The organism is Massilia sp. LC238, assembly GCF_000735635.1.
Taxonomy (GTDB): Bacteria; Pseudomonadota; Gammaproteobacteria; order Burkholderiales; family Burkholderiaceae_D; genus Telluria; species Telluria varians.
The window spans coordinates 66,809-87,333 of record NZ_JNNN01000038.1; the positions used below are offsets into that span (position 1 = coordinate 66,809).

At 65.3% G+C, this 20,525-nt stretch carries 20 protein-coding genes; 11 read left to right on the plus strand and 9 right to left on the minus strand.

Annotated features, from left to right (window positions below; genetic code table 11):
- Nucleotides 1–182: 182 nt before the first annotated feature.
- From FG94_RS09685 to FG94_RS09715, 7 genes are all read left to right on the plus strand, one after another.
- Nucleotides 183–641, plus strand: a complete 459-nt coding sequence (locus FG94_RS09685) for a DUF494 family protein (protein ID WP_036210414.1) — start codon at nucleotides 183–185, stop codon at nucleotides 639–641.
- Between the two features lie 257 nt (nucleotides 642–898).
- A complete protein-coding gene (locus tag FG94_RS09690; RefSeq protein ID WP_036210415.1) occupies nucleotides 899–3,565 on the plus strand; it encodes a DNA topoisomerase III in 2,667 nt (888 codons plus the stop codon).
- Nucleotides 3,566–3,807: 242 nt separating this feature from the next.
- Nucleotides 3,808–5,511, plus strand: a complete 1,704-nt coding sequence (locus tag FG94_RS09695) for a methyl-accepting chemotaxis protein (protein WP_051996394.1) — start codon at nucleotides 3,808–3,810, stop codon at nucleotides 5,509–5,511.
- Nucleotides 5,512–5,597: 86 nt separating this feature from the next.
- Nucleotides 5,598–5,984: a hypothetical protein gene (locus FG94_RS09700; RefSeq protein WP_036210416.1), complete on the plus strand. Its 387-nt coding sequence runs from the start codon at nucleotides 5,598–5,600 to the stop codon at nucleotides 5,982–5,984.
- A 22-nt stretch (nucleotides 5,985–6,006) separates the two neighbouring features.
- The gene (locus FG94_RS09705) at nucleotides 6,007–6,771 is read left to right on the plus strand and encodes an alpha/beta hydrolase (RefSeq protein ID WP_036210417.1); all 765 of its coding nucleotides are present in this window, start codon (nucleotides 6,007–6,009) and stop codon (nucleotides 6,769–6,771) included.
- A 22-nt stretch (nucleotides 6,772–6,793) separates the two neighbouring features.
- Nucleotides 6,794–7,111, plus strand: a complete 318-nt coding sequence (locus FG94_RS09710) for a Dabb family protein (protein ID WP_081925903.1) — start codon at nucleotides 6,794–6,796, stop codon at nucleotides 7,109–7,111.
- Nucleotides 7,108–7,641 (plus strand): hypothetical protein, encoded by a 534-nt coding sequence (locus FG94_RS09715; RefSeq protein WP_036210423.1) that lies wholly within the window; start codon nucleotides 7,108–7,110, stop codon nucleotides 7,639–7,641. Before FG94_RS09710 ends, FG94_RS09715 begins: the two co-directional genes overlap by 4 nt.
- On the opposite strand, the gene FG94_RS09720 is transcribed toward FG94_RS09715, so the two are convergent.
- The 4 genes from FG94_RS09720 to FG94_RS09735 all read right to left on the minus strand — a co-directional run bounded on the left by FG94_RS09720 (nucleotide 7,598) and on the right by FG94_RS09735 (nucleotide 13,650).
- The gene (locus FG94_RS09720) at nucleotides 7,598–8,815 is read right to left on the minus strand and encodes a serine hydrolase (protein ID WP_036210426.1); all 1,218 of its coding nucleotides are present in this window, start codon (nucleotides 8,813–8,815) and stop codon (nucleotides 7,598–7,600) included. The genes FG94_RS09715 and FG94_RS09720 overlap by 44 nt on opposite strands.
- A gap of 86 nt (nucleotides 8,816–8,901) precedes the next feature.
- Complete coding sequence (locus tag FG94_RS09725) at nucleotides 8,902–9,108, minus strand: addiction module protein (RefSeq protein ID WP_027865824.1); 207 nt, start codon at nucleotides 9,106–9,108, stop codon at nucleotides 8,902–8,904.
- A 42-nt stretch (nucleotides 9,109–9,150) separates the two neighbouring features.
- Nucleotides 9,151–12,750 carry a M1 family aminopeptidase gene (locus FG94_RS09730; RefSeq protein ID WP_036210429.1) on the minus strand — a complete coding sequence of 1,200 codons (3,600 nt, stop codon included), beginning with the start codon at nucleotides 12,748–12,750 and terminating at the stop codon, nucleotides 9,151–9,153.
- A gap of 3 nt (nucleotides 12,751–12,753) precedes the next feature.
- Entirely contained in the window at nucleotides 12,754–13,650 is an 897-nt protein-coding gene (locus FG94_RS09735) for an ABC transporter ATP-binding protein (RefSeq protein WP_036210431.1), read from the minus strand.
- 206 nt (nucleotides 13,651–13,856) lie between these two features.
- On the opposite strand from FG94_RS09735, the gene FG94_RS09740 reads away from it, so the two are divergent.
- Both FG94_RS09740 and coq7 read left to right on the plus strand, forming a co-directional pair.
- The gene (locus FG94_RS09740; RefSeq protein ID WP_036210432.1) at nucleotides 13,857–14,288 is read left to right on the plus strand and encodes a hypothetical protein; all 432 of its coding nucleotides are present in this window, start codon (nucleotides 13,857–13,859) and stop codon (nucleotides 14,286–14,288) included.
- A gap of 53 nt (nucleotides 14,289–14,341) precedes the next feature.
- A complete protein-coding gene (gene coq7, locus FG94_RS09745; protein WP_036211006.1) occupies nucleotides 14,342–14,986 on the plus strand; it encodes a 2-polyprenyl-3-methyl-6-methoxy-1,4-benzoquinone monooxygenase in 645 nt (214 codons plus the stop codon).
- A 30-nt stretch (nucleotides 14,987–15,016) separates the two neighbouring features.
- Here coq7 and FG94_RS09750 read toward each other — a convergent pair whose 3' ends face one another.
- The 4 genes from FG94_RS09750 to FG94_RS09765 form a co-directional block, all read right to left on the minus strand.
- Entirely contained in the window at nucleotides 15,017–15,439 is a 423-nt protein-coding gene (locus FG94_RS09750) for an OsmC family protein (RefSeq protein ID WP_036210435.1), read from the minus strand.
- 94 nt (nucleotides 15,440–15,533) lie between these two features.
- Complete coding sequence (locus FG94_RS09755) at nucleotides 15,534–16,718, minus strand: ABC transporter permease (RefSeq protein ID WP_036210438.1); 1,185 nt, start codon at nucleotides 16,716–16,718, stop codon at nucleotides 15,534–15,536.
- Nucleotides 16,715–17,446, minus strand: coding sequence for an ATP-binding cassette domain-containing protein (locus tag FG94_RS09760; protein WP_027865817.1), 732 nt, complete (start codon nucleotides 17,444–17,446; stop codon nucleotides 16,715–16,717). Before FG94_RS09760 ends, FG94_RS09755 begins: the two co-directional genes overlap by 4 nt.
- A 12-nt stretch (nucleotides 17,447–17,458) precedes the next feature.
- On the minus strand, nucleotides 17,459–18,919 hold the full coding sequence (locus FG94_RS09765; protein ID WP_036210440.1) for an alpha/beta fold hydrolase: 1,461 nt from the start codon (nucleotides 18,917–18,919) through the stop codon (nucleotides 17,459–17,461).
- Between the two features lie 293 nt (nucleotides 18,920–19,212).
- Here FG94_RS09765 and rplM point away from each other — a divergent pair, with 293 nt between their 5' ends.
- Together rplM and rpsI are read left to right on the plus strand one after the other, a co-directional pair.
- Nucleotides 19,213–19,641: a 50S ribosomal protein L13 gene (rplM, locus tag FG94_RS09770; protein WP_036210443.1), complete on the plus strand. Its 429-nt coding sequence runs from the start codon at nucleotides 19,213–19,215 to the stop codon at nucleotides 19,639–19,641.
- A gap of 9 nt (nucleotides 19,642–19,650) precedes the next feature.
- Nucleotides 19,651–20,043, plus strand: coding sequence for a 30S ribosomal protein S9 (rpsI, locus tag FG94_RS09775; RefSeq protein WP_005667904.1), 393 nt, complete (start codon nucleotides 19,651–19,653; stop codon nucleotides 20,041–20,043).
- 93 nt (nucleotides 20,044–20,136) lie between these two features.
- On the opposite strand, the gene FG94_RS09780 is transcribed toward rpsI, so the two are convergent.
- The gene (locus tag FG94_RS09780; protein WP_152570936.1) at nucleotides 20,137–20,409 is read right to left on the minus strand and encodes a hypothetical protein; all 273 of its coding nucleotides are present in this window, start codon (nucleotides 20,407–20,409) and stop codon (nucleotides 20,137–20,139) included.
- Nucleotides 20,410–20,525: the final 116 nt, after the last annotated feature.

Here is a 20,525-nt window from a genome sequence, read left to right on the forward strand (position 1 = left end):
CGGTGCGAAAAAGAGTATTCTTCTTGCGATATTTTTGTGAAATGCTTGGCCTGAAATTTGTTAAAAATCGACAAAACTGAATGAACGGATAAGGCCACGAAACAACGTTTTTTACGTAGAGGGCGCCACCTGGCGTGCCAGGCTTGTGCCTCGGCGAGCTTAGCTGCTACAGTAGCGTCACTATGTTCGACATCCTGGTCTACCTCTACGAGACGTACTATCGTCCTGACGCCTGCCCCGAGCCGGCGGCCCTGGCACGCAAGCTGTCCGCCGTCGGTTTCGATGACATCGAGATTTCCGAGGCGCTGGACTGGCTCTCCGGGCTGACCGAAGTGGCAGTTTCCGACGCCATCGATGCCTGCACCGGCATCCGCTACTACGTGGACGAAGAATATATCGAACTGGGTAGCGCCGCGATCGGCTTCATCCAGTTCCTCGAGAGCGCCAAGGTGCTCAGCCCCGTGCAGCGCGAGATCGTCATCGAACGCGCGCTGGCCTGCGACGAGTCGCCGGTGGCGCTCGGCAAGCTCAAGATCATCGTGCTGATGGTCCTGTGGAGCCAGGGCAAGGAACCCGATGCGCTCATGTTCGACGATCTCTTCGGCGACGACGACGACCAGGAACCGCGCCTGCTGCACTGAGCAGCGCATCGAGAACAAACGGGCCGCAAGGCCCGTTTTTCATTTCTGCGTCACCATTTTTGGGCATCCCTGCGCCGCCAGGGTGCGCTTCGCCAGCCGAACGTGCACTTGCGGTCGGCGCGGCATCGCGCTTATCATTGGCCGCTCAATCCAGATTGTTACCATACAGACACTACGGCTTTCACAACCGTCCAGCCCGGGAGCATGTATGATGCGCGGGCAAAAGCCACTTATATATAGAGCACCCGAGAAACACTATGACCAAATCCCTCATCATCGCAGAGAAGCCGTCGGTCGCGAACGACATCGCGAAGACGCTGGGCGGCTTCACCAAGCACGATGAGTATTTCGAATCCGACGAATACATCCTGTCGTCCGCCGTCGGCCACCTGCTCGAGATCACGGTGCCCGAGGAGTACGACGTCAAGCGCGGCAAATGGAGCTTCACGCACCTGCCGGTGATCCCGCCGTACTTCGCGCTGAACCCGATCGCCAAGACCGAGTCGCGCCTCAAGGTGCTGAACAAGCTGATCAAGCGCAAGGACGTCACCACCCTGATCAACGCATGTGACGCGGGACGCGAAGGAGAACTCATCTTCCGCCTGATCGCTCAAAACGCGAAAGCCAAACAGCCGGTGAAGCGCCTGTGGCTGCAGTCGATGACGCCGAACGCGATCCGCGAAGGCTTCGCCCACCTGCGCAGCGACGAAGAGATGCTGCCGCTGGCCGACGCCGCGCGCTGCCGCTCCGAGGCCGACTGGCTGATCGGCATCAACGGCACCCGCGCCATGACCGCCTTCAATTCAAAAGAGGGCGGCTTCTACTTGACGACGGTTGGCCGGGTGCAGACCCCGACCCTGTCGATCGTGGTCGAGCGCGAAGAGAAGATCAAGAAATTCGTTCCGCGCGACTACTGGGAAGTGCGCGCCGAGTTCGTATGCGCCGCCGGCGTCTACGAAGGGCGCTGGCTGGATACGAACTTCAAGAAGGACGAGAACGATCCGGAGAAGCGCGCCGAGCGCCTGTGGAGCCGCGCCGCCGCCGATTCGATCGTCGCCGCCTGCCGCGGCAAGCAGGGCATCGTCACCGAGGAGTCGAAGCCGACCACCTCGATGGCGCCGGCCCTGTTCGACCTGACCAGCCTGCAGCGCGAGGCCAACGGCCGCTTCGGCTTCTCGGCCAAGAACACGCTCGGCCTGGCCCAGGCGCTGTACGAGAAGCACAAGGTGCTGACCTATCCGCGTACCGATTCGCGCCACCTGCCGGAAGACTACATCGCGACCGTCAAGAACACGCTGGAGTCGCTGAACGAGACCAACAACTACCAGCAGTTCTCGAAGCAGGTGCTGAAGAACGGCTGGGTCAAGCCGAACAAGCGCATCTTCGACAACACCAAGATCTCGGACCACTTCGCGATCATCCCGACCGGCGTCATCCCGAAGAACCTGACCGAGCCGGAACAGAAGCTGTACGACCTGGTCACGCGCCGCTTCCTGGCCGTGTTCTTCCCGCCGGCCGAGTTCCTGGTGACGACCCGCTTCACCGAAGTCTCGGGCCACCAGTTCAAGACCGAGGGCAAGGTGATGACCAACCCCGGCTGGCTGGCCGTGTACGGCAAGGACACCACCGGCGACGACAAGGACGGCGCCAACCTGGTGCCGGTGCAGAAGGGCGAGAAGGTCCTGGCCGACAAGGTCACGCCGAACGGCCTGGTGACCAAGCCGCCCGCGCGCTATACCGAAGCGACGCTGCTGTCGGCGATGGAAGGCGCGGGCAAGCTGGTCGACTCCGACGAGCTGCGCGACGCCATGGCCGGCAAGGGCCTGGGCACGCCGGCGACGCGTGCGGCCATCATCGAAGGCCTCTTGACCGAAAAATACCTGGTGCGCGAAGGGCGTGAACTGATCCCGACCGCGAAGGCGTCGCAGCTGATGACGCTGCTGCGCGGCCTGGGCGTTAATGAACTGACCGCGCCCGAGCTGACCGGCGAGTGGGAGTTCAAGCTCTCGCAGATGGAGAAGGGCAAGATCTCGCGCGACGAATTCATGCGCGAGATCGCGCAGATGACGCAGATTATCGTCAAGCGCGCCAAGGAATACGACAACGAGACCATCCCGGGCGACTACGCGACCCTGAAGACCCCGTGCCCGAACTGCGCCGGCGTGGTCAAGGAAAACTACCGCCGCTTCGCCTGCACCAAGTGCGACTTCTCGATGTCGAAGACGCCGGGCAGCCGCCAGTTCGAGATCAATGAGGTCGAGGAGCTGCTGGAGAAGCGCACCATCGGCCCGCTGCAGGGCTTCCGCTCGAAGATGGGCCGTCCGTTCGCGGCAATCCTGCGCATCGTGCGCGACGAGGACATCCAGAACTTCAAGCTCGAATTCGACTTCGGCCAGGACCAGGACGATGGCGAGGAAGGCGAGGGCGTCGACTTCACCGGCCAGACCGCGCTCGGCCCCTGCCCGAAGTGCGCCAGCGGCGTGTACGAGATGGGCCTGGCCTACGTGTGCGAGAAGACGGTCGCCAAGCCCAAGGCCTGCGACTTCCGTAGCGGCCGCATCATCCTGCAGCAGGAGATCCTGCCGGAACAGATGGCCAAGCTGCTTAACGACGGCAAGACCGACCTGCTGCCGGGCTTCGTTTCGCAGCGCACGCGCCGTGCCTTCAAGGCCTTCCTGGTGCGCGGCAAGGACGGCAAGATCAGCTTCGAGTTCGAGGAGCGCAAGGCCAAGCCGGCGGCAAAAGGCAAAGCCGCTGCAGCCGACGGCGCCGCGGATGGCGCCGATGGCGCGGCTGAACCGGCGGTGAAGGCGGTGAAGCCGGCCGCCAGGAAGGCGCCGACGAAGACCGCGGCCAAAGCTCCGGCCAAGACCGCGGCGCGCAAGCCGGCGGCGAAGAAGATCGCGACGGCGGCGAAGAAGTAAGCGCAGCACTTCCGATAACGAAAAACGCGAACCTGTGGGTTCGCGTTTTTTTTTTGCCCTGAAGGCCTCCTCCATTTACCCCGCATAGTCCTGTCGCATCCATTCCTCACATCATAAAAATTTGCTTTTCATTAAGCTCTTGTTCCGGTAATAATCGAACAAGCAATACACCCAAGTTTCATCATTCGGTCGCCTGCCCGCAGGCACAACACCTACAACGATATCGAGACCCGTCTGACCCCATGAAGCTCTCCGACCTGAAAATCGCGACCCGCCTGTACCTCGGCTACGGCATCCTGATCGGCATCACCTCCATCGTCGTCGCCATCGCTTACGGCAACGTCACCGCGCTCGATTCCGCCAATGACGCCAACGTGCACACCTACAAGGTGCTGGCCGAAGTCGACGGCGCCATGGAAGCGCTGGTGAACATCGAAACGGGCGAGCGGGGCTATGCCCTGACCGGCCAGGAGGCTTCGCTGCAGCCCTACACGGCCGGCCAGCAGGAATTCCAGCAGCACCTCGAGCGGGCGCTGGCGCTCACCGCCGACAACGAGGCGCAGCAGGGACGCCTCAAGCAGCTGGCGCAGCACCAGCGCGACTGGATGGCGCAGGCCATCGAGCCGGTGATTGCCCAGCGCCGCGCCGCCGTCGGCGACGACCTGTCGCAGGTTGTCGCGACCGTCAGGGAGGGCAAGGGCAGGGCAGGCATGGATGCCATGCGCGCGACGGTGGCGCAGATCAGGGCCGCCGAAGACACGCTGCTGGTGGAGCGCGCGGCGCAGATCGGCGAAGCCCGTTCGGCCATGCGCCGCACCCTGATCGGCGGCGGCCTGATCGCCGCGGTGCTGGCGGTCTTCATGGCCTACCAGCTGGACCGGAACATCAGCATCCCGCTGGGCCGCGCGGTCGGCCTGGCGCGCAGGGTGGCGCAGGGCGACCTGACCGCCGAGGTCAAGGTCCGCACCCGGGACGAAGCCGGCGAACTGATGGCCGCGCTGAAGGACATGAACGCTTCCCTGGTGGCGATCGTCTCGAAGGTGCGCGCCGGGACTGCCACCATCGCGACCGCGGCCAGTGAGATTTCGGCCGGCAACCACGACCTTTCCAGCCGTACCGAACAGCAGGCTGCGTCGCTCGAGGAAACCGCGTCGTCGATGGAAGAGCTGACCTCGACCGTCAAGCAGAACGCCGACAACGCACGCCAGGCCAACCAGCTGGCCGCGAGCGCCGCCCACACCGCCGCGCGCGGCGGCGAAGTGGTGGCCGAGGTGGTGACCACGATGGGCTCGATCAACGAAGCCTCGCGCAAGATTGCCGACATCATCACCGTCATCGACGGCATCGCCTTCCAGACCAACATCCTGGCGCTGAACGCGGCCGTGGAAGCGGCGCGCGCCGGCGAGCAGGGCCGCGGCTTCGCGGTGGTGGCGGGCGAGGTGCGCAACCTGGCGCAGCGCTCGGCCGCAGCCGCCAAGGAGATCAAGGGCCTGATCGGCGACTCGGTGTCGCGCGTGGAAGCCGGTTCGCGCCTGGTGGACCAGGCCGGCCGCACGATGGATGAAGTGGTGGCGAGCGTGAAGCGCGTCTCCGACATCATCGGCGAGATCGCAGCGGCCAGCGACGAGCAGCGCGAGGGCATCGAGCAGGTGAACGGCTCGATCGTGCAGATGGACCAGGTGACCCAGCAGAACGCGGCGCTGGTCGAGCAGGCCGCCGCCGCGGCGGCCGCGATGCGCGAGCAGGCCGCTGGGCTGGCGCAGCTGGTGGATACCTTCCAGCTCGCAGCCTCGGCAACCACGCAGGCCAATCCACACACTCCCGTGCAAGCCCTGCCGCGTCCGCCAGCCCGTGCGGCACTGCCGCGCAGCCGCCAGGCGGCGCGCGCCGGCAAGCGGCCTGCCAAGGCGCCAGCCGAGGCGGTTGAAACAGCTGAAGTGGAATAAGCTTCCCGGACTTGTCTCGAGGAAGACGCGGATGCCGCGGCGTCGAGGTGTAAGATCGATGGACTTCACCCGACAAGGAGACCGCCATGTTCAGCCTCGACGATTTCGCGCAGCTGCAGTTCCTGGAAGGCCGCTGGAAGGGCGTCGCGCCGTACGGCAAGGAATTCTTCGAAGAATATACCCGGCCGGAACCCGCGGTGTTCCAGTCGCATCGCTTCCCGGACAGCGCTTTCACCGGCCACACGGACGGCGCCACCATCAGCCTCAAGGACGGCGAGGTGATCTCGCAGTGGGGGGAGTACACCTGGAAGGCGTCCAGCATCGGCGCCGACTCGGCCGCCTTCGAGCCCGTGAATGCGCCGAGCCAGTTCGTCTGGCGCCGGGTCGACGACGCCACCCTGGAAGCCCGGCAGCACTGGACGGCGGACGGCAAGGCGCAGGAATTCACGCTCCAGCTCACCAAACTCAACTAATCACCCAAGGACACGCGGCTGCATGAAGCAGGCCCTCGTCGTTCTCCTGCTGCTGGCCGTGGGCGCCTATGTCGCAGCCTGTCTGGCGCTGTTTTTCCTGCAGCGCTCGCTGATCTATTATCCGCCGCCGGTCGCCGCCTACGCGGCGCCGAAGAACTCGATCCTTGCGGTGGACGGGGCCAGGGTCCTGGTCTCCGAGCGGCCACTGGCGGGCGAGCAGGCCCTGATCTACCTCGGCGGGAATGCCGAGGACGTGACAGGCAGCCTGCCCATCCTCGAGCGCGCCTTTCCCGGGCGCGCCCTCTACCTCCTGCACTACCGCGGCTACACCGGCAGCACCGGCAATCCGTCCGAACAGACCCTGGTCGGCGATGCGCTGGCCCTGTTCGACCGGGTGGCGCGCGAGCACCGGGACGTGGTGCTGATCGGGCGCAGCCTCGGCACCGGCGTGGCGGTGCAGGTGGCCAGCCAGCGGCCAGTCGGTAAGCTGGTGCTGGTCACGCCCTATGACAGCCTGGCGGGACTGGCTGCCCGACAGTTTCCGTATTTTCCGGTACGCTGGCTGCTGCGCGACCGCTATGCCTCGTCGGCGTATGCACCGCGGGTGCAGGCGCCGACGCTGTTGATCGCTGCCCAGCATGACGAGATCATCCCGGCGGACAGCGCCGAGCGGCTGCTGGCGCGTTTTCCTGCCGGGGTGGCGCGGCTGCGCGTGATCGAAGGAACGCAGCACAATTCGATTTCGGAACATCCCGACTACATCCCTTCGCTCCAGTGGGCGAAGTAAACAAACAAGGAAAAGGAGTCTTATGCCAGCCACACCATCCCTGCGTCACGTCGTGCTGTTCGCGTTCAAGAGCGATGCCAGCCAGGAAGCGGTCGATGCCGTCGTCGCCGATTTCGGCCGGCTGCCTGCCGAGATCCCGGTCATCGCCGCCTACGAGTGGGGCACCAACGTGAGTCCGGAAGGCCTGAACCAGGGCTTCACCCACTGCTTCACCTTGACCTTCGCGAGCGACGCCGACCGCGACGCCTACCTGGTGCACCCGGCGCACCAGCGTTTTGTCTCCACCCTGGGCAGCTGCCTGGAACGTTCGCTGGTAGTCGATTACTGGACGCGGCCTTGAAACGCAGGCTCCTTCTGGGGCTGGCCATCGCATGGCAGATGCCGGCACTTGGAGCAGACCCGATCCCGCCACACCTGGCGGGCGTCTGGGCAACGGCCGATTCGCTGTATTCCGGCACGACCGCCCAGAGCGAGCTGTACTTGCAGGCGGACGGGAGCGGCATGATCATCGGTTCGGCGCCGCCCTTGGTGCGCCTGGACGGGCCGGAGCACGGCACGGCAGCGCCAAACATGCGCGCCGTCCTGGGCCTGCCGCTGCGCGCCGTGGCGGATGCAGATGCGCTGACCCTGCATCCGTTCTGGAAGGGCATGGGGCCGGGGACGGAACAGGCAAGGTTCAGCTGCCGCTACCTGGCGCAGGGACCGGCCCTGGCTTGCGTCGGTAGCGACAGGCGTGACATGCTGATGAAGCGGCGTAGCAGCACCCTGCCGCCTGATGCGGTGGCGGCGATCGGCGGCGTCTTTGCCGAGGCTTCCGCCACGACCATCAGGGCTGGCGCACCTCGCCCAGGGTCTTCCACACTTCCCTGAACTGCTGGACGATCTTCGGATCGTCCTGTTCGCCCTTGCCGCCGGCTTCGATGTTGGTCATCAGGATGCGGCCGGTGCCGCTGGCGGGGTCGATGAACATGAAGGCCGTGACGCCCGGGTCGCTGCCCGAATGCCCGACCAGACCGTTCTTGCGGATGCGCCAGAACACGCCGCTGTTCGGTTCTGCCGCCGGGCTGGCGCTAGGGAGGGCGTCGGGCGCGAACTCCGGGTCGAACAGCAGGGTGAAGCCGGCCTTGGTCAGCACGCCTTCGCCGCCCTTGTAACCCTTCACCATGGCCATCAGGAAGCGCGCCAGGTCGGCCGCCGAGGTGGTCAGGCCGCCGTCCGGGTAGGTGACCAGGGCGTAGCGCGGATAGGCCTGGTGGCGGCGGTTGTAGGCCAGCGCCTGGCGCTTCGCCTGGGCTGGGTCGGCGCGCCAGGTGGTGGAGCGCATCTGCAGCGGCTCGAAGATATGCTTGCGGGTGAAGGCCTCGAAGCTCTGGCCGCTTTTCACTTCGATCAGGTAGGCCGCCAGCGCCGCGCCGATGTTCGAGTAATGGTAGGCGGCGCCCGGCGCTGCCTTGGCGAAGTTGGTTTTCCGGTAGCTGCGCCCGCCCACCGCCAGGTAGTTCTTCAAGAAGCCGCCCAGGCTCAGGTCCTGGCGCCCCGGCTGGGTGAAGTCGCGCCTGAATTGCTGGTAGAGCGGGCCGCCGGTATCGGCATCGGGCAGCACGTAATAGGAGTGCCCGTAGATCTCGTCGTCGTCGACGATGCTTGAGGTGTGGGTGACCAGGTGGCGCACCGTGATCGCTGCGCCGCCATGCGGATGCTCTACCTTGAAGGGCAGGATGCCGTTGATCTCGGTGTCCAGTCCGAAGTAGCCGAGTTCGATCGCCTTCACGATCGCCACGCCGATCACGGTCTTGCTGACCGAGCCGACGTTCTGCAGCGTCTCCTCGGTGTAAGGGCGCCTGGCCTGCAGGTCCGCATGGCCGAAGCCGCGCTGGTACAGCACGGCATTGCCCGACACCACCGCCACCGCGAAGCCCGGCAGGCTCGAGGCCTGCTGCAGCTTGGCGAGCTTGTGGGTGAGGGCGGGCCGCTCTTCGGCTGCCTGCGCCACCGGGGCGGCAGCCAGCAGGGCCAGCAGGAAGGGCGCGAGCAGCTGCTTCATCGGGCTCGTACGTACAGGGGCGCGGGCTGAAATGCAAAACCGCGGCCAGGCCGCGGTTTCTCGTGTCGCATCGTGAGGCCCCGGATTTACTCCTGCCATTCCTGCAGCGCGCGAATGGCCGTCTCGCCGTTGCGGATCGCCTTGACGCGGCGTACGACTTCATTGTGCCAGGCTTCGTCGGCATCCTCGTCAGGACCATCGATATCCTGGAGCAGCAGGCGCACCAGGGCGTGCTTTTCCTCAGCACTCAGCATCTGGATCTTTTCCGCGATCTCGGCAACCAGGTTTGACATGATGCTCCTTCCGGTAATATTTTTGAAATAATAACTTGGGTTTTATAGGTTGTCGACTGGAACCATATTGTCCGTTGGTTTTCTATCAACTAATTTATTGTCCGGGTCGATGCCGGCCCGTGCCGGACGCCCGCCGACCACCAGCGTCACGGTCTGGCTGGCACTGTCGACCAGGCGCCGTTCGCGCGCCAGCGGGTTGCCGTTGCGGTCGTCGACGCCGAATTCGATGTAGTCCTTGAGCGGCGCCGGCTTCTCGTCGCCCAGTTCCCCGGCGCGCACCTTGCCCGCATGCGCCCGGATCGTTACCTCGAACTTGCCGTCCGGGCGCTGGCGCGCGCTGGCGCTGTCGGCGCGGTTCTCGTACAGCACGATGTGCTCGAACAGGTCGTCGATCAAATACGTCTTGTCGGGCGGCGTCACGGCGCGCAGCCGGTCGACCAGCGCCAGCACGGTCGGGTAGGGCGCGCCCTTGAAGCCGTGTTCCTGCAGCAGGCTGTTCAGGACGTGGTTGACGACGTCCTCGCCCAGCAGGTCGGCAAGCAGGTAGAGCGCCAGGCTGCCCTTGCGGTAGTGGACGTAGTCCTGGTTCTCGTTCTGCGCCAACGGCAGTTCCTTGCGGCGCTCGGTGGCGCGGCCCATCAGGTAGCCATCCAGGTTGTAGCGCAGGAAGCGGCGCATCTTCTGGCCGCCGACGGCGCGCTTCATGACCATCAGCGCGGTGTACTCGGACAGGCTCTCCGACAGCACGCTGGAACCGCGCGCGTGGGCGCCGGCCAGCTGGTGGCCCCACCACTGGTGGGCCGTTTCGTGGGCGCTGACGTAGAAGGGGTAGTCGATGTCCTTGGGCGAATCGTCGTCGATGCGGGCGATGAAGCCGACGCTTTCCGAGAACGGGATGGTGCCCGGGAAGGCTTGCGCATACGACGCATAGCGCGGGAACTCGACGATGCGCAGCTCGCTGAACTGGTAGGGGCCGAAGCGGCGCGACGCGTATTCCAGGCTGGCCTGGGCGCCGCGGATCATGCGTTCGACGTTGGCGTCGTGGCCCGGATGGTAGAACACGTCGATGGTCACGTCCTGCCAGCGGTCGTGCCGCACTTCGTAGCGCGCCGACTGGATGGCGTAGAAATTGAGGATCGGCTTGTCCATCCGGTAGTGGAAGTAGCGCCGCCCCTTGTCGATCCATTCCTTCTCCAGCGTGCCCGGGGCGATCGCGATCTGGTCGGGGGAGGTGGCGACGACGGCGCTGAAGCCGATCCAGTCGGCGTCCATGCCCAGCACGTTGTTGGCGCGTGCCGCCGGGTCCTCGCGCGCCGGCAGCGGGTCCTTCGGCGCCAGGCCGCGGCGCTTGCGGTCGCGGTCGTCGACAAGCTCCACCGAAGGCTGGTAGCCGATGCGCGGCATGACCTCGTTGGTGAAGAAGGTCCCGTTCTGGATGACCGGGGTGTCGCGGCCGATGCCGAGCAGGCCGCCCGGCTGGTAGCGCACGCTGAACTCGAGCGCCATGCGCGCGCCGGGCGCCAGGGGCTCGGCCAGGCGGTACAGGTAGAAGCCGTGCTCCGGATCGGCCGTCACCTGCCGCGCCGCCTGCGAGAAACGGGCGGCGAGTTCGGCGCCGCGCTGCTGGTACAGGACGACCTCGCGCAGCGGCGCGCCGGTGCGGTTCTCCAGCTGGTAGAAACCCTTCACGGTCAGGCTGCGCGCCTCGGGACGGATGTCGACCTGCAGGTCGACATTGGTGATGCGCGGCTGCGGCAGCCTGGCGAAACGGCGGTAGCGCAGCTCGTAGTCGGCGCGCAGGTTTTCCTGCTGCGCGCTGGTCAGGTAGCCGCCGGCGTGCAGCTCGTAGGCCAGCAGGCTACCTGCGCCCGCGAAGATCACGAGACCCGCGCCAAAGCCGGCCAGCACCGGCCTGGACAGGTTGCGGCGCGCCAGGCGCAGGCGCTCGCGCCAGCCGCTGTCGACGCCGCGCGCCCACAGCACGCGCGCCGCCACCATCAGCATCAGCGCCATGCCGCCCCAGTAGAGCTGGAACAGGTGCTCGCGTACCAGGTAATGGCCGAAGCCGTTCATGGCCGAATAGGTGAAGGACGGCGTGCTGCCGTACACCAGCATCGGGTGGTCGAAGCCGAAACCCTGCGCGGTCCCCAGCACCAGGTACAGGGCGATCAGGATGAAGTAGGCCAGGTAGCGGTTGTTGACGATCACCTGCATCGCGATCGCCGCCACCGCCAGCAGCGCGTACTGCGGCAGCAGCACCGTGAACAGGAAGCGCAGGTAGAGGCCCGGCTCGAGCCCGAAATAACCCTTGAACAGCTGGATCAGCATCCCGACCAGCATCGCCATCACCAGGAGCAGGGCCTGCAGGCCGACCAGGGCGAGCGTCTTGCCCACCAGCGGCAGCCATGTCGGCGCCGGCATCGCATCGAGCATCTGCGCCATGCGCGCCTCGCGCTCGCGCCACACCATCTCGCCGGCGAACAGGGTGGTGACCACCAGCATGTACAGCGCGAACACGTCGCGGATCAGGTCCAGCACCATGTAGGTGACCGGATAGGTATTGGTGCCGTAGATCGAGCCGAGGTCGAGCGCGCTGGCGACCAGGATCAGGGCGCCGGCGACCGTCAGGGCCAGGAAATAGATGTTCCGGCTCGACTCGCGCAGGTTGTACAGCACCGATTTCCCCAGCAGGACGGCCAGGCTGCGGCGCTCGAAGTCGGGCGGCTCGCGGGTGTCGACGGCTGCATGCGACAGCTGCTGCGGGGCGAGGTCGGCCAGCGTATCGGCCAGCCCCTGGCCCTGGGCCTTCTTGTGGCGCGCGTCGACGTTGCCGGTGGTGTGGAAGCGCCAGTAGCCGAACAGCAGGACCACCAGCCCGAAGCCGACCCAGATCAGGCGGTTCACCAGGTACACGCCTTCCAACATGACGGGGCGCGTGTTGCGCTCGGCGATCGGCCAGTATTCGGTGAGGCGGATCAGGGCGGTGGTGCCGAAGGGATCCATCAGCGCGGCCAGGGTCTTGTAGTCGAGGTCGCGCGCCAGCGACGGGGCGACGATGTAGCCGATCATCATGACGATGCTGGCCACGTAGACCGGCAGCATGCGGCGCGACAGCGCGGCCAGCACGAAGAACAGGGCGCCGAAGATGAAGGTGTTGGGCAGCAGCGTGAGCAGGTAGGGCAGCAGGTAGTTCGGCAGTCCGCCGGGTCCCAGGCGGTCGGGCTGGATGCCGGGGATGAAGGTCCCGAGCCAGGCGCCCAGCACGATGCTCGACAGGATCACCGCGAGCGTGGCGAAGGCGCCGAGGAAGCGTCCCAGCACGTAGTCCGCCTTGCGGATCGGCGCGCTGAAGAAGAAGTGCTGCATCTCGTATTCGAAGTCCTGCTGCACCGAGCGGCCCATCACGGCCGCCACCACGATCACGCCGAAGCAGCCGAGGAAGGATGCGGTCAGCGCGATCTGGCGCGGCGCATTGATCAGGACCCGGCCGCCGAAGGTGACGATGGCGTCGCGGAAGGCGCCGCCCGCCGCCGCCATCCACAGCATTGCCAACGCCAGGAAGATGCCGAAGTAGATCCAGGTCGACAGCAGCCGCAGGCGCTGGCGCGCCTCGAAACCGGCGATGGCGAACAGCGGATGCATGGCCTAGCAGGTTCCCGTGGCGGCGGCGGTGAATTTGCCGGCGATGGTGGCGAAGTAGACGTCTTCCAGGCTGGCGCGGGCCGGTTCGAAGCCGTCGCCCGGGTCGGTCTCGGCATACACGTGGATCAGGGTGCGGCCGGTGAGCAGGCGGGTCGAGATGACCTGGTGGCGCTTCTGGAACACCGGCAGTTCCTGCTTGGTGACGATGCGCGCCCAGATGTAGTCTTCGATTTCGTAGGTCAGGTCCTGCGGGTCGCCACACAGCAGCACGTGGCCCTTGTGGATGATCGCCATGTTGGCGCACAGGTCGGCCACGTCGGACACGATGTGAGTCGACAGGATGACGGTCTTGTCCTCGCCGATCTCGGACAGCAGGTTATGGAAGCGCACGCGCTCCTGCGGGTCGAGGCCGGCGGTGGGCTCGTCGACGATGATCAGGCGTGGATCGCCGAGCAGGGCCTGGGCGATGCCGAAGCGCTGGCGCATGCCGCCCGAGAAGGTGCCGAGGCGCTGGTTGCGCACTTCCCAGAGGTTGGTCTGCTGGAGCAGTCCGTCGACCACCTCGCGCCGGCGGTGCTTGTGCGACAGGCCCTTGAGCTGGGCGAAATGGTCGAGCAGCTCGTAAGCGGTCACTTTCGGGTAGACGCCGAAATCCTGCGGCAGGTAGCCGAGCATGCGGCGCACCTCGTCCTTTTCGTCGAGGACGTCGATGTCGTCCAGGAAGACCGAGCCGGAATCGCATTCCTGCAGGGTGGCGAGGATCCGCATCAGCGTCGATTTGCCGGCGCCGTTCGGACCGAGCAGCCCGAACATCCCGGCCGGGATGTTGAGGGTGACACGGTCGAGCGCGACCACGCCATTGGCGTAAGTCTTCGACAAATTGCGGATTTTCAATTCCATGCCATATCCTCAAGCGTGCATATAAACCTTTTTCAACACTTGCATTGTATTAAATTGTCTTGAGGTTTGTGGCGACTTCGCGACGCACGGGCGCTTTGATGGTCCAGACTGCATAATCCGATGACAGAACGGATGACAAAGCGCAGCGATAATTTCCTTAAATAAACATTGCTCGCGTAAAGCCGGGAAACATGGATAATGACAGGATGAACAAGGCCATCCAGGACAAGCTGCTGGCGCTGATGCGCGAAGGACGCGACCGGACCGAGTCGCTGGACTGGTTCCGGGTGTCGCTGGGCCTGTTCTACCTGGCGGCGTTGATGACCGAGGAGACGATCGACTTCAAGAAGGTCGACCGCGAGTTCAACCGCTTCATCTACCACACCCTCGGCAAGGGCCATACCATCACCAGCGTGCTGCAGTACATGAGCGGCGCGAAGGTGATGCCGACCGTCGAATCCGGACGTTTCATGGACGCCTTCCGGCGCCACTGCCCGGAAATCCCGATCGCATCGATTCCTTTCCTGCTCGAGCTGAACCTGGGCGTGGCGAAGAACATCTCCGGGCTGGAGGCGGCGGGTCCGCTGGCCGACTGGATCGCGCGCAGGAAAGCCGAGGCGGGGGCGCCGGGCGCCTGAGCCCCGCAGCTGGGCCTATAATGGTGTTTTCGAATATCGCATTTGACAACATCATGAGCGCATACCGTTCCAACTCCTCCCTCGACGACCTGATCGCCGGCTTCGACAAGGCCTTGCGCGTGGTCGGCGGCGTCGCCTCGTCCTCGCGCCCGAACCCGGGCACGCATGCCACCGACTGCGAACTGAGCGACGACGAGCGCCGCCACAGCGCGGGCCTGATGCGCGTGAACCACGTCGGGGAAGTGTGCGCGCAGGCGCTGTACGACTCGCAGGCGCGCTTCGGCAAGAGCCCGGCGATCCGCAAGCAGTTCGAAAAGTCGGCGCGCGAGGAAGAAGACCACCTGGCCTGGACCGCCGAGCGCCTGTCCGAGCTGGGTTCGCAGCCGAGCCTGCTCAATCCGCTGTGGTATGCGGGTTCCTACGTGCTGGGCAGCATCGCGGCCAAGCTGGGCGACCCGCACAGCCTGGGCTTCGTGGTCGAGACCGAGCGCCAGGTCGAGGCGCACCTGAACCGCCACCTCGAGGACTTGCCGCCGCAGGACGCCAAGTCGCGCGCGATCGTGGAGCAGATGCGGGTCGACGAGATCGCCCACGGCGCCTCGGCGCAGGCGCTGGGAGCGGCCGAGACGCCGCTGCCGGTGCGGATGCTGATGACGGCGATGTCGAAGGTGATGACGACCACCGCGTATCGTATTTGAAGAGAGGCGCCGCGGCCGGGCGCCGGCCGCTCAGACCTCGACGATCTCCACCGTGTGCGTGATCTCGGCCGTCTTGGCCAGCATGATCGACGCCGAGCAGTACTTGTCGTGCGACAGGCTGACCGCGCGCTCCACCGCCGCCGGCTTCAGGTTGCGCCCGGTGACCGTGAAGTGGAAGTTGATCTTGGTGAAGACCTTCGGGTCGGTCTCCGCGCGCTCGGCCTGCAGCGTCACGTCGCAGCCGCGCACGTCCTCGCGGCCGCGCTTGAGGATCAGCACCACGTCATAGGCGGTGCAGCCGCCGGTGCCGACCAGCACCATCTCCATCGGGCGCGGCGCCAGGTTGTGGCCGCCGCCTTCCGGTGCGCCATCCATCATGACCATGTGGCCGCTGCCGGTCTCGGCACGAAAACTCATGCCCGACGGGCCGTTCCAGCTGACTTTCACTTCCATGTATTTTTCTCCGCTCAGGTCTGTTGCCGCTGCATTGTAAAACAGAAGGGGCGCCCTTGCCGGCGCCCCTCTTTACGCTGACCTCAAGGCGAGTTCAGACCGCCAGCACGTAGCGCTCGCTCTTCATGCGCCAGCTGGCGAAGGCCACGATCAGCAGGGCCGGAATCGCCGAGCACAGGAAGGTCAGCAGGTAGGGCATGGCGCCGATGTCGCCTGCTTTGGACGCTTCCTTGATCAGGGTCTGGTTCGACAGCATCGGCACCAGGTACATCCAGTCCGCGGTCTTCAGTTCCAGGAAGGAGATGACCATGGTCGGGACCAGCGGCAGGACGGCGACGATGCTGAGGATGGTCTGCGCTTCCTTGAAGGTCTTGGAGTTCATCGCCAGGGCGATGAACAAGGCGCCGGCCAGCAGCGACAGCGACACCGTGACCAGGCAGATCATCAGCATCTGGCCCCAGCCCAGGCTCCAGGACATGCCGATCTCCTCCAGCGGCAGCCATTTGAAGACCGCGTGCGCCAGCAGCAGCTCGAGGGTCACGCCGACGATGCTCAGGGTGCTGGCAGCCAGCCACTTGCCGCCGATGAGTTCCCAGGTCTTGGCCGGCTGCGCCATCAGCACCTCGAGCGAGCGGCGTTCGCGTTCGCCCGCGGTGCTGTCGACGCTGGCCGACAGGCACAGCATGAACGCCGGGAAGAACAGGAAGCCCATGATGCTGCCCACCACCATCGCCGAACGCGAGGCATTGGTGCCGGTGTCGTAGCGCTGGACCATGATCGGGGTCACCGCAGCCGGCGACACGCCGTGCGCCAGCAGGCGCGCGCCGGCCACGTTGGAACCATAGGCTTCCAGCACGTCCTCGACGTCGCGGCGCTGGCCACCGCTTTCGGTCGCGGAGTCGTACCAGATCTCGAGCCGGGCCGGGCGCATCGCGTAGTACTGCTCGACGAAGTCGTCCGGCAGGCGCAGCACCGCCGCTACCTTCTTGCTGCGCAGCAGCTCAGCGATGGCTTCCTCGTCCATCGCCGGGGTGTCCTTGACGGTGATGTTCTTCTGGCCCAGCTGGGACATCAGGGTCGGCGCCTTGGCCCCGCCGATGACCGCCAGCTCGATGCCTTCGCGCTCGGACTTGGTGCTTTTCTCGATCGCCTGGTTCAGCATGAAGCCGAACAGGATCGGGTAGAGCAGGGTGAACATGGCGAGCATGCCGAGCGTGCGCTTGTCGCGCAGGGTCTCGAGCAGTTCTTTCAGGTAGACGACCAACAGCCTGGATTTCATGCGATTCCTTCCTCGGTGCCGACCAGGTGCACGAACGCGTCTTCCAGGTTGGCGATGCCGGTACGCCGGCACAGTTCATCGGGCGAGCCCTGGGCCACGGTGTGGCCGCCGGCGATGACGATCACGTCCTCGCACAGGGCTGTCACTTCCTGCATCACGTGGGTGGCCATGATCACGCAGCAGCCTTCGGCGCGCAGCGCGCCCAGCGCGGTGCGCAGGGCGCGCGTACTCATGACGTCAAGGCCGCGGCTCGGCTCGTCGAGCAGCAGGTGGCGCGGCCGGTGCAGCAGCGTGCGCGCCAGCGCCACCTTGATGCGCTGGCCCTGCGAGAAGCCCTTGTTGCGGCGGGTCAGGATGTCGTCCATGCCAAGCAGCGCGGACACTTCCTCGATGCGTTTGGCGATGGCGGGGCGGCTCATGCCGTTGAGCTCACCGAAATAGGTGAGGTATTCGCGTGTGCTGAGGCGCTCGTACAGGCCGAACTGGTCGGTCAGGAAACCGATGCTGCGGCGTACCGCCATCGGGTCCTTTTCCGGATCGACGCCGTCGATCGCGATGCTGCCGTGGTCGCGCTTGAGCAGCCCGACCAGGGTGCGCAGCAGGGTGGTCTTGCCGGCGCCGTTGGGGCCGAGCAGCGCGGTGATCTGGCCGTCGTTCGCGGTGAAACTGACGCCGCCCAGCGCCTTCACGGCGCCGAAGCTCTTGCGTACATCGTGGACTTCAATCATGTTCTGACGCCTTCAGGGTTGCGGGCCGGCGCTGCCGAGCTGGAAAGTCGGCAGCGGGATCTGTTTCAGGCAGCTGGCATCCAGCTTGTCCTGCGGCTTGTCGAGGAAAGTGCGCAGCAGGCGCGGCGCGCAGCCGAGCTGCGAGACGCCGTGGCCGAGGCTGTCGACCACCACGTGCTGGGCACGGCTCATGTACTTGGCGGCGGTGACCGCGCGGTGCGGCGGCGTGACCGGGTCGAGCGCGCCGGACAACAGCAGGGCCGGGGCTTCGATGCGGGTCGGTTCCTTGTAGGGCACGACCGGGACATCGATCGACTTGCACAGGGCCGGCATCATGTCGGCCAGCATCTTGGTCAGCTTGCCGGCATCCGACGCCAGCAACTCCGGCGTCATACGCGGCACGTCCTCGGCGCACACTACTGCCAGGTGCAGCAGCAGCGCCATCTGGCTGTCGCCGCCGAAATCGCTGGCCAGGTTCTGGCGCGCCACGAAAGGTTGCCAGCGCCCCTGCGCCGCGCTCTGGATCAGGAAGGGCAGGCGGCGCGCGTCGGCCGGCGAATACAGGATGTTGTGCACGGTGCCGAGGAAACGCGTGGCGGTCATGCTCATCTCGATCGGCTTGGCGGTGCGCGGGTCGGGCAGGGACAGCTTGATGGGCGCAGCTTCGAGCCTGGCGAGCAGCCCGTCGAACTGGGCGCGCAGGTTCGGGAAGGCCTTGTTGCAGCCGGCGTCCCTGGAACAGTGTTCGAACACCTTGTCGAGCGCGGCCTGGCCGTCGCGGGCGCCGGCCGGGATCACCTGGTCGGGCGCGGCCACGCCGTCGAGCACCAGGCTGCGCACGCTGGACGGGTACAGGCGCGCATAGGCCTGGCCGAGGCGGGTGCCGTAGGAGCCGCCGAACACGTTGACGGCGCCGTAGCCGAGCGCGCGGCGCACCAGTTCGGTGTCGCGGGCGGCCGCCTCGGTGGTGTAGGCCTTGAACGGGGCGCGGGTGGCAGCGATGCAGGCGCGCACTTCCGCTTCCAGCTGGTCTTCGGTCATGCGCTCGTGTTCCGGCTTGCTCTTGCAATCGAGCTTGCCCGACAGCCCGGTGCCGCGCTGGTCGATGAACACGATGTCGCGGGTCGCCTGCACACGGCTGAGCGCGGTCTTCAGGATTTGCACGACGTCGCTGCCGGCCTGGCCGGGACCGCCGGCCAGCACGAACAGGGGATCGTTGCGCACGCCCTTGCGGTGCGCCGGGGCGACCGTGACGTGCAGCTTGAGCTTGTTGCCGGCCGGGTTGGCGTGGTCCAGCGGAACGTCGAGCGTGACGCATTGCAGGATGTCGGTCACGCCGGGCAGGTGACAGTTGCGGGCGACGGCGGCGGGCGCGGTCTTGGCGGGTGGCGTCGATGCGCTGGCCAGGGAGCTTGCCGCCAGCCACAGGGCGGCGGCAGGCAGCAAGGCGGGGAGTAACGATCTTGTCTTCACACAATCTCCTCTAAGGACCCCTGCATAGTAGATTGGCATCGTTTTGATGGTCAACGTATTGTTGCACCATCGCATGAAATTATGCGAGGAGGGAAGGCTTTGATTGGAAGGAAAGAAGTAGATCAGACGCGCCGGTGGAAAATGCGACAGGAGGTGCCGGCCGCATTGACGGGCTGGCCGCTGTTCGGCTATCATCATGGGCTTTCCCTTTGCTCGGGGAAGATAATAAGGAAGAGTCCGCTGCAACAAGGGCGGAACCACCACAGTGAGCATTTAACTATTAGGAAGTCAACATGAAAACTTTTTCCGCTAAGGGCCATGAAGTCCAGCGCGACTGGTTTGTGATTGACGCGACGGACTTGGTCCTCGGACGTGTTGCCAGCGAAGTGGCACTCCGACTGCGCGGCAAGCACAAGCCGGAGTTCACTCCGCACGTCGATACCGGCGACTACATCATCGTCGTCAATGCAGGCAAGCTCCGCGTGACCGGCACCAAGGCCACCGAGAAGACCTACTACCGTCACTCGGGCTACCCGGGCGGTATCTACGAAACCAACTTCCTGAAAATGCAACAGCGCTTCCCGGGCCGTGCCCTGGAAAAGGCTGTCAAAGGCATGCTGCCGAAGGGCCCGCTGGGCTACGCCATGATCAAGAAGCTGAAAGTGTACGCGGAAGGCACCCACCCGCACGCAGCACAGCAACCTCAAGCACTGACCCTCTAAGGAACTGACATGATCGGTAACTACAACTACGGCACCGGCCGTCGCAAGAGTGCAGTCGCTCGCGTGTTCATCAAGGCCGGCACCGGCCAGATCATCGTGAACGGCAAGCCGGCTTCGGAATACTTCTCGCGCGAAACCGGCCTGATGGTCATTCGTCAGCCGCTGGAACTGACCGGCAACGTCGAGCGTTTCGACATCAAGGTCAACGTGCACGGCGGTGGCGAATCGGGCCAGGCTGGCGCCGTCCGTCACGGCATCACCCGCGCGCTGATCGACTACGACGCAGGCCTCAAGGGCGACCTGGCACGTGCCGGTTTCGTCACCCGTGACGCCCGTGAAGTCGAGCGTAAGAAAGTCGGCCTGCGTAAAGCACGTCGCGCAAAGCAGTTCTCGAAGCGTTAATTCGTTTCCCTGCTTGCTGGCAGCGGCGCCAAGCCGCTGTCGCGAAAGCCGTCCTCCGCAAGGTGGGCGGCTTTTTGTTTTTTGGCTTATGCCTCAGCACCAATATCCCAGGAAAGCCTTGAACACCGTTTCCCTTCTGGCGTACAGGCCGCTTCCGATCATGAGCAGGCTCAGCAGCATCGTGACGATGTAGATCACCTGGTACGGGCTGTCGATGTAGGTGGCGGCCCAGACGGAAGCGCAGAGCAGGGCAAGGCCGATGAGGACATGGAGTACGCGTGCAACCAGTTCGGCCGTCGAGCTGGACTTCCTTGGTTGCCATGTGAACCTGGCTTCATTGCGGGTTTGCTTCAGTTCGGGATGCATCCGTTTTTGTCCTTGGCCCAGCCGTATCGACCTTATCCATGCGCCGTGCATATGGGAATCTCATATTCCTGCCCCATTCACCGATATTCGCCGATATTCATCTTCCAAGTCATGCA

Coding starts and splice junctions, on each gene's coding strand:
- FG94_RS09720 (WP_036210426.1), bottom strand. CDS start 8,815: ATGAAGCAGCTGCTCGCGCCCTTCCTGCTGGCCCTGCTGGCTGCCGCC.
- FG94_RS09695 (WP_051996394.1), top strand. CDS start 3,808: ATGAAGCTCTCCGACCTGAAAATCGCGACCCGCCTGTACCTCGGCTAC.
- rplM (WP_036210443.1), top strand. CDS start 19,213: ATGAAAACTTTTTCCGCTAAGGGCCATGAAGTCCAGCGCGACTGGTTT.
- FG94_RS09710 (WP_081925903.1), top strand. CDS start 6,794: ATGCCAGCCACACCATCCCTGCGTCACGTCGTGCTGTTCGCGTTCAAG.
- FG94_RS09730 (WP_036210429.1), bottom strand. CDS start 12,750: ATGCATCCGCTGTTCGCCATCGCCGGTTTCGAGGCGCGCCAGCGCCTG.
- FG94_RS09760 (WP_027865817.1), bottom strand. CDS start 17,446: ATGATTGAAGTCCACGATGTACGCAAGAGCTTCGGCGCCGTGAAGGCG.
- FG94_RS09740 (WP_036210432.1), top strand. CDS start 13,857: ATGAACAAGGCCATCCAGGACAAGCTGCTGGCGCTGATGCGCGAAGGA.
- coq7 (WP_036211006.1), top strand. CDS start 14,342: ATGAGCGCATACCGTTCCAACTCCTCCCTCGACGACCTGATCGCCGGC.
- FG94_RS09690 (WP_036210415.1), top strand. CDS start 899: ATGACCAAATCCCTCATCATCGCAGAGAAGCCGTCGGTCGCGAACGAC.
- rpsI (WP_005667904.1), top strand. CDS start 19,651: ATGATCGGTAACTACAACTACGGCACCGGCCGTCGCAAGAGTGCAGTC.
- FG94_RS09705 (WP_036210417.1), top strand. CDS start 6,007: ATGAAGCAGGCCCTCGTCGTTCTCCTGCTGCTGGCCGTGGGCGCCTAT.
- FG94_RS09735 (WP_036210431.1), bottom strand. CDS start 13,650: ATGGAATTGAAAATCCGCAATTTGTCGAAGACTTACGCCAATGGCGTG.
- FG94_RS09780 (WP_152570936.1), bottom strand. CDS start 20,409: ATGCATCCCGAACTGAAGCAAACCCGCAATGAAGCCAGGTTCACATGG.
- FG94_RS09755 (WP_036210438.1), bottom strand. CDS start 16,718: ATGAAATCCAGGCTGTTGGTCGTCTACCTGAAAGAACTGCTCGAGACC.
- FG94_RS09700 (WP_036210416.1), top strand. CDS start 5,598: ATGTTCAGCCTCGACGATTTCGCGCAGCTGCAGTTCCTGGAAGGCCGC.
- FG94_RS09685 (WP_036210414.1), top strand. CDS start 183: ATGTTCGACATCCTGGTCTACCTCTACGAGACGTACTATCGTCCTGAC.
- FG94_RS09750 (WP_036210435.1), bottom strand. CDS start 15,439: ATGGAAGTGAAAGTCAGCTGGAACGGCCCGTCGGGCATGAGTTTTCGT.
- FG94_RS09725 (WP_027865824.1), bottom strand. CDS start 9,108: ATGTCAAACCTGGTTGCCGAGATCGCGGAAAAGATCCAGATGCTGAGT.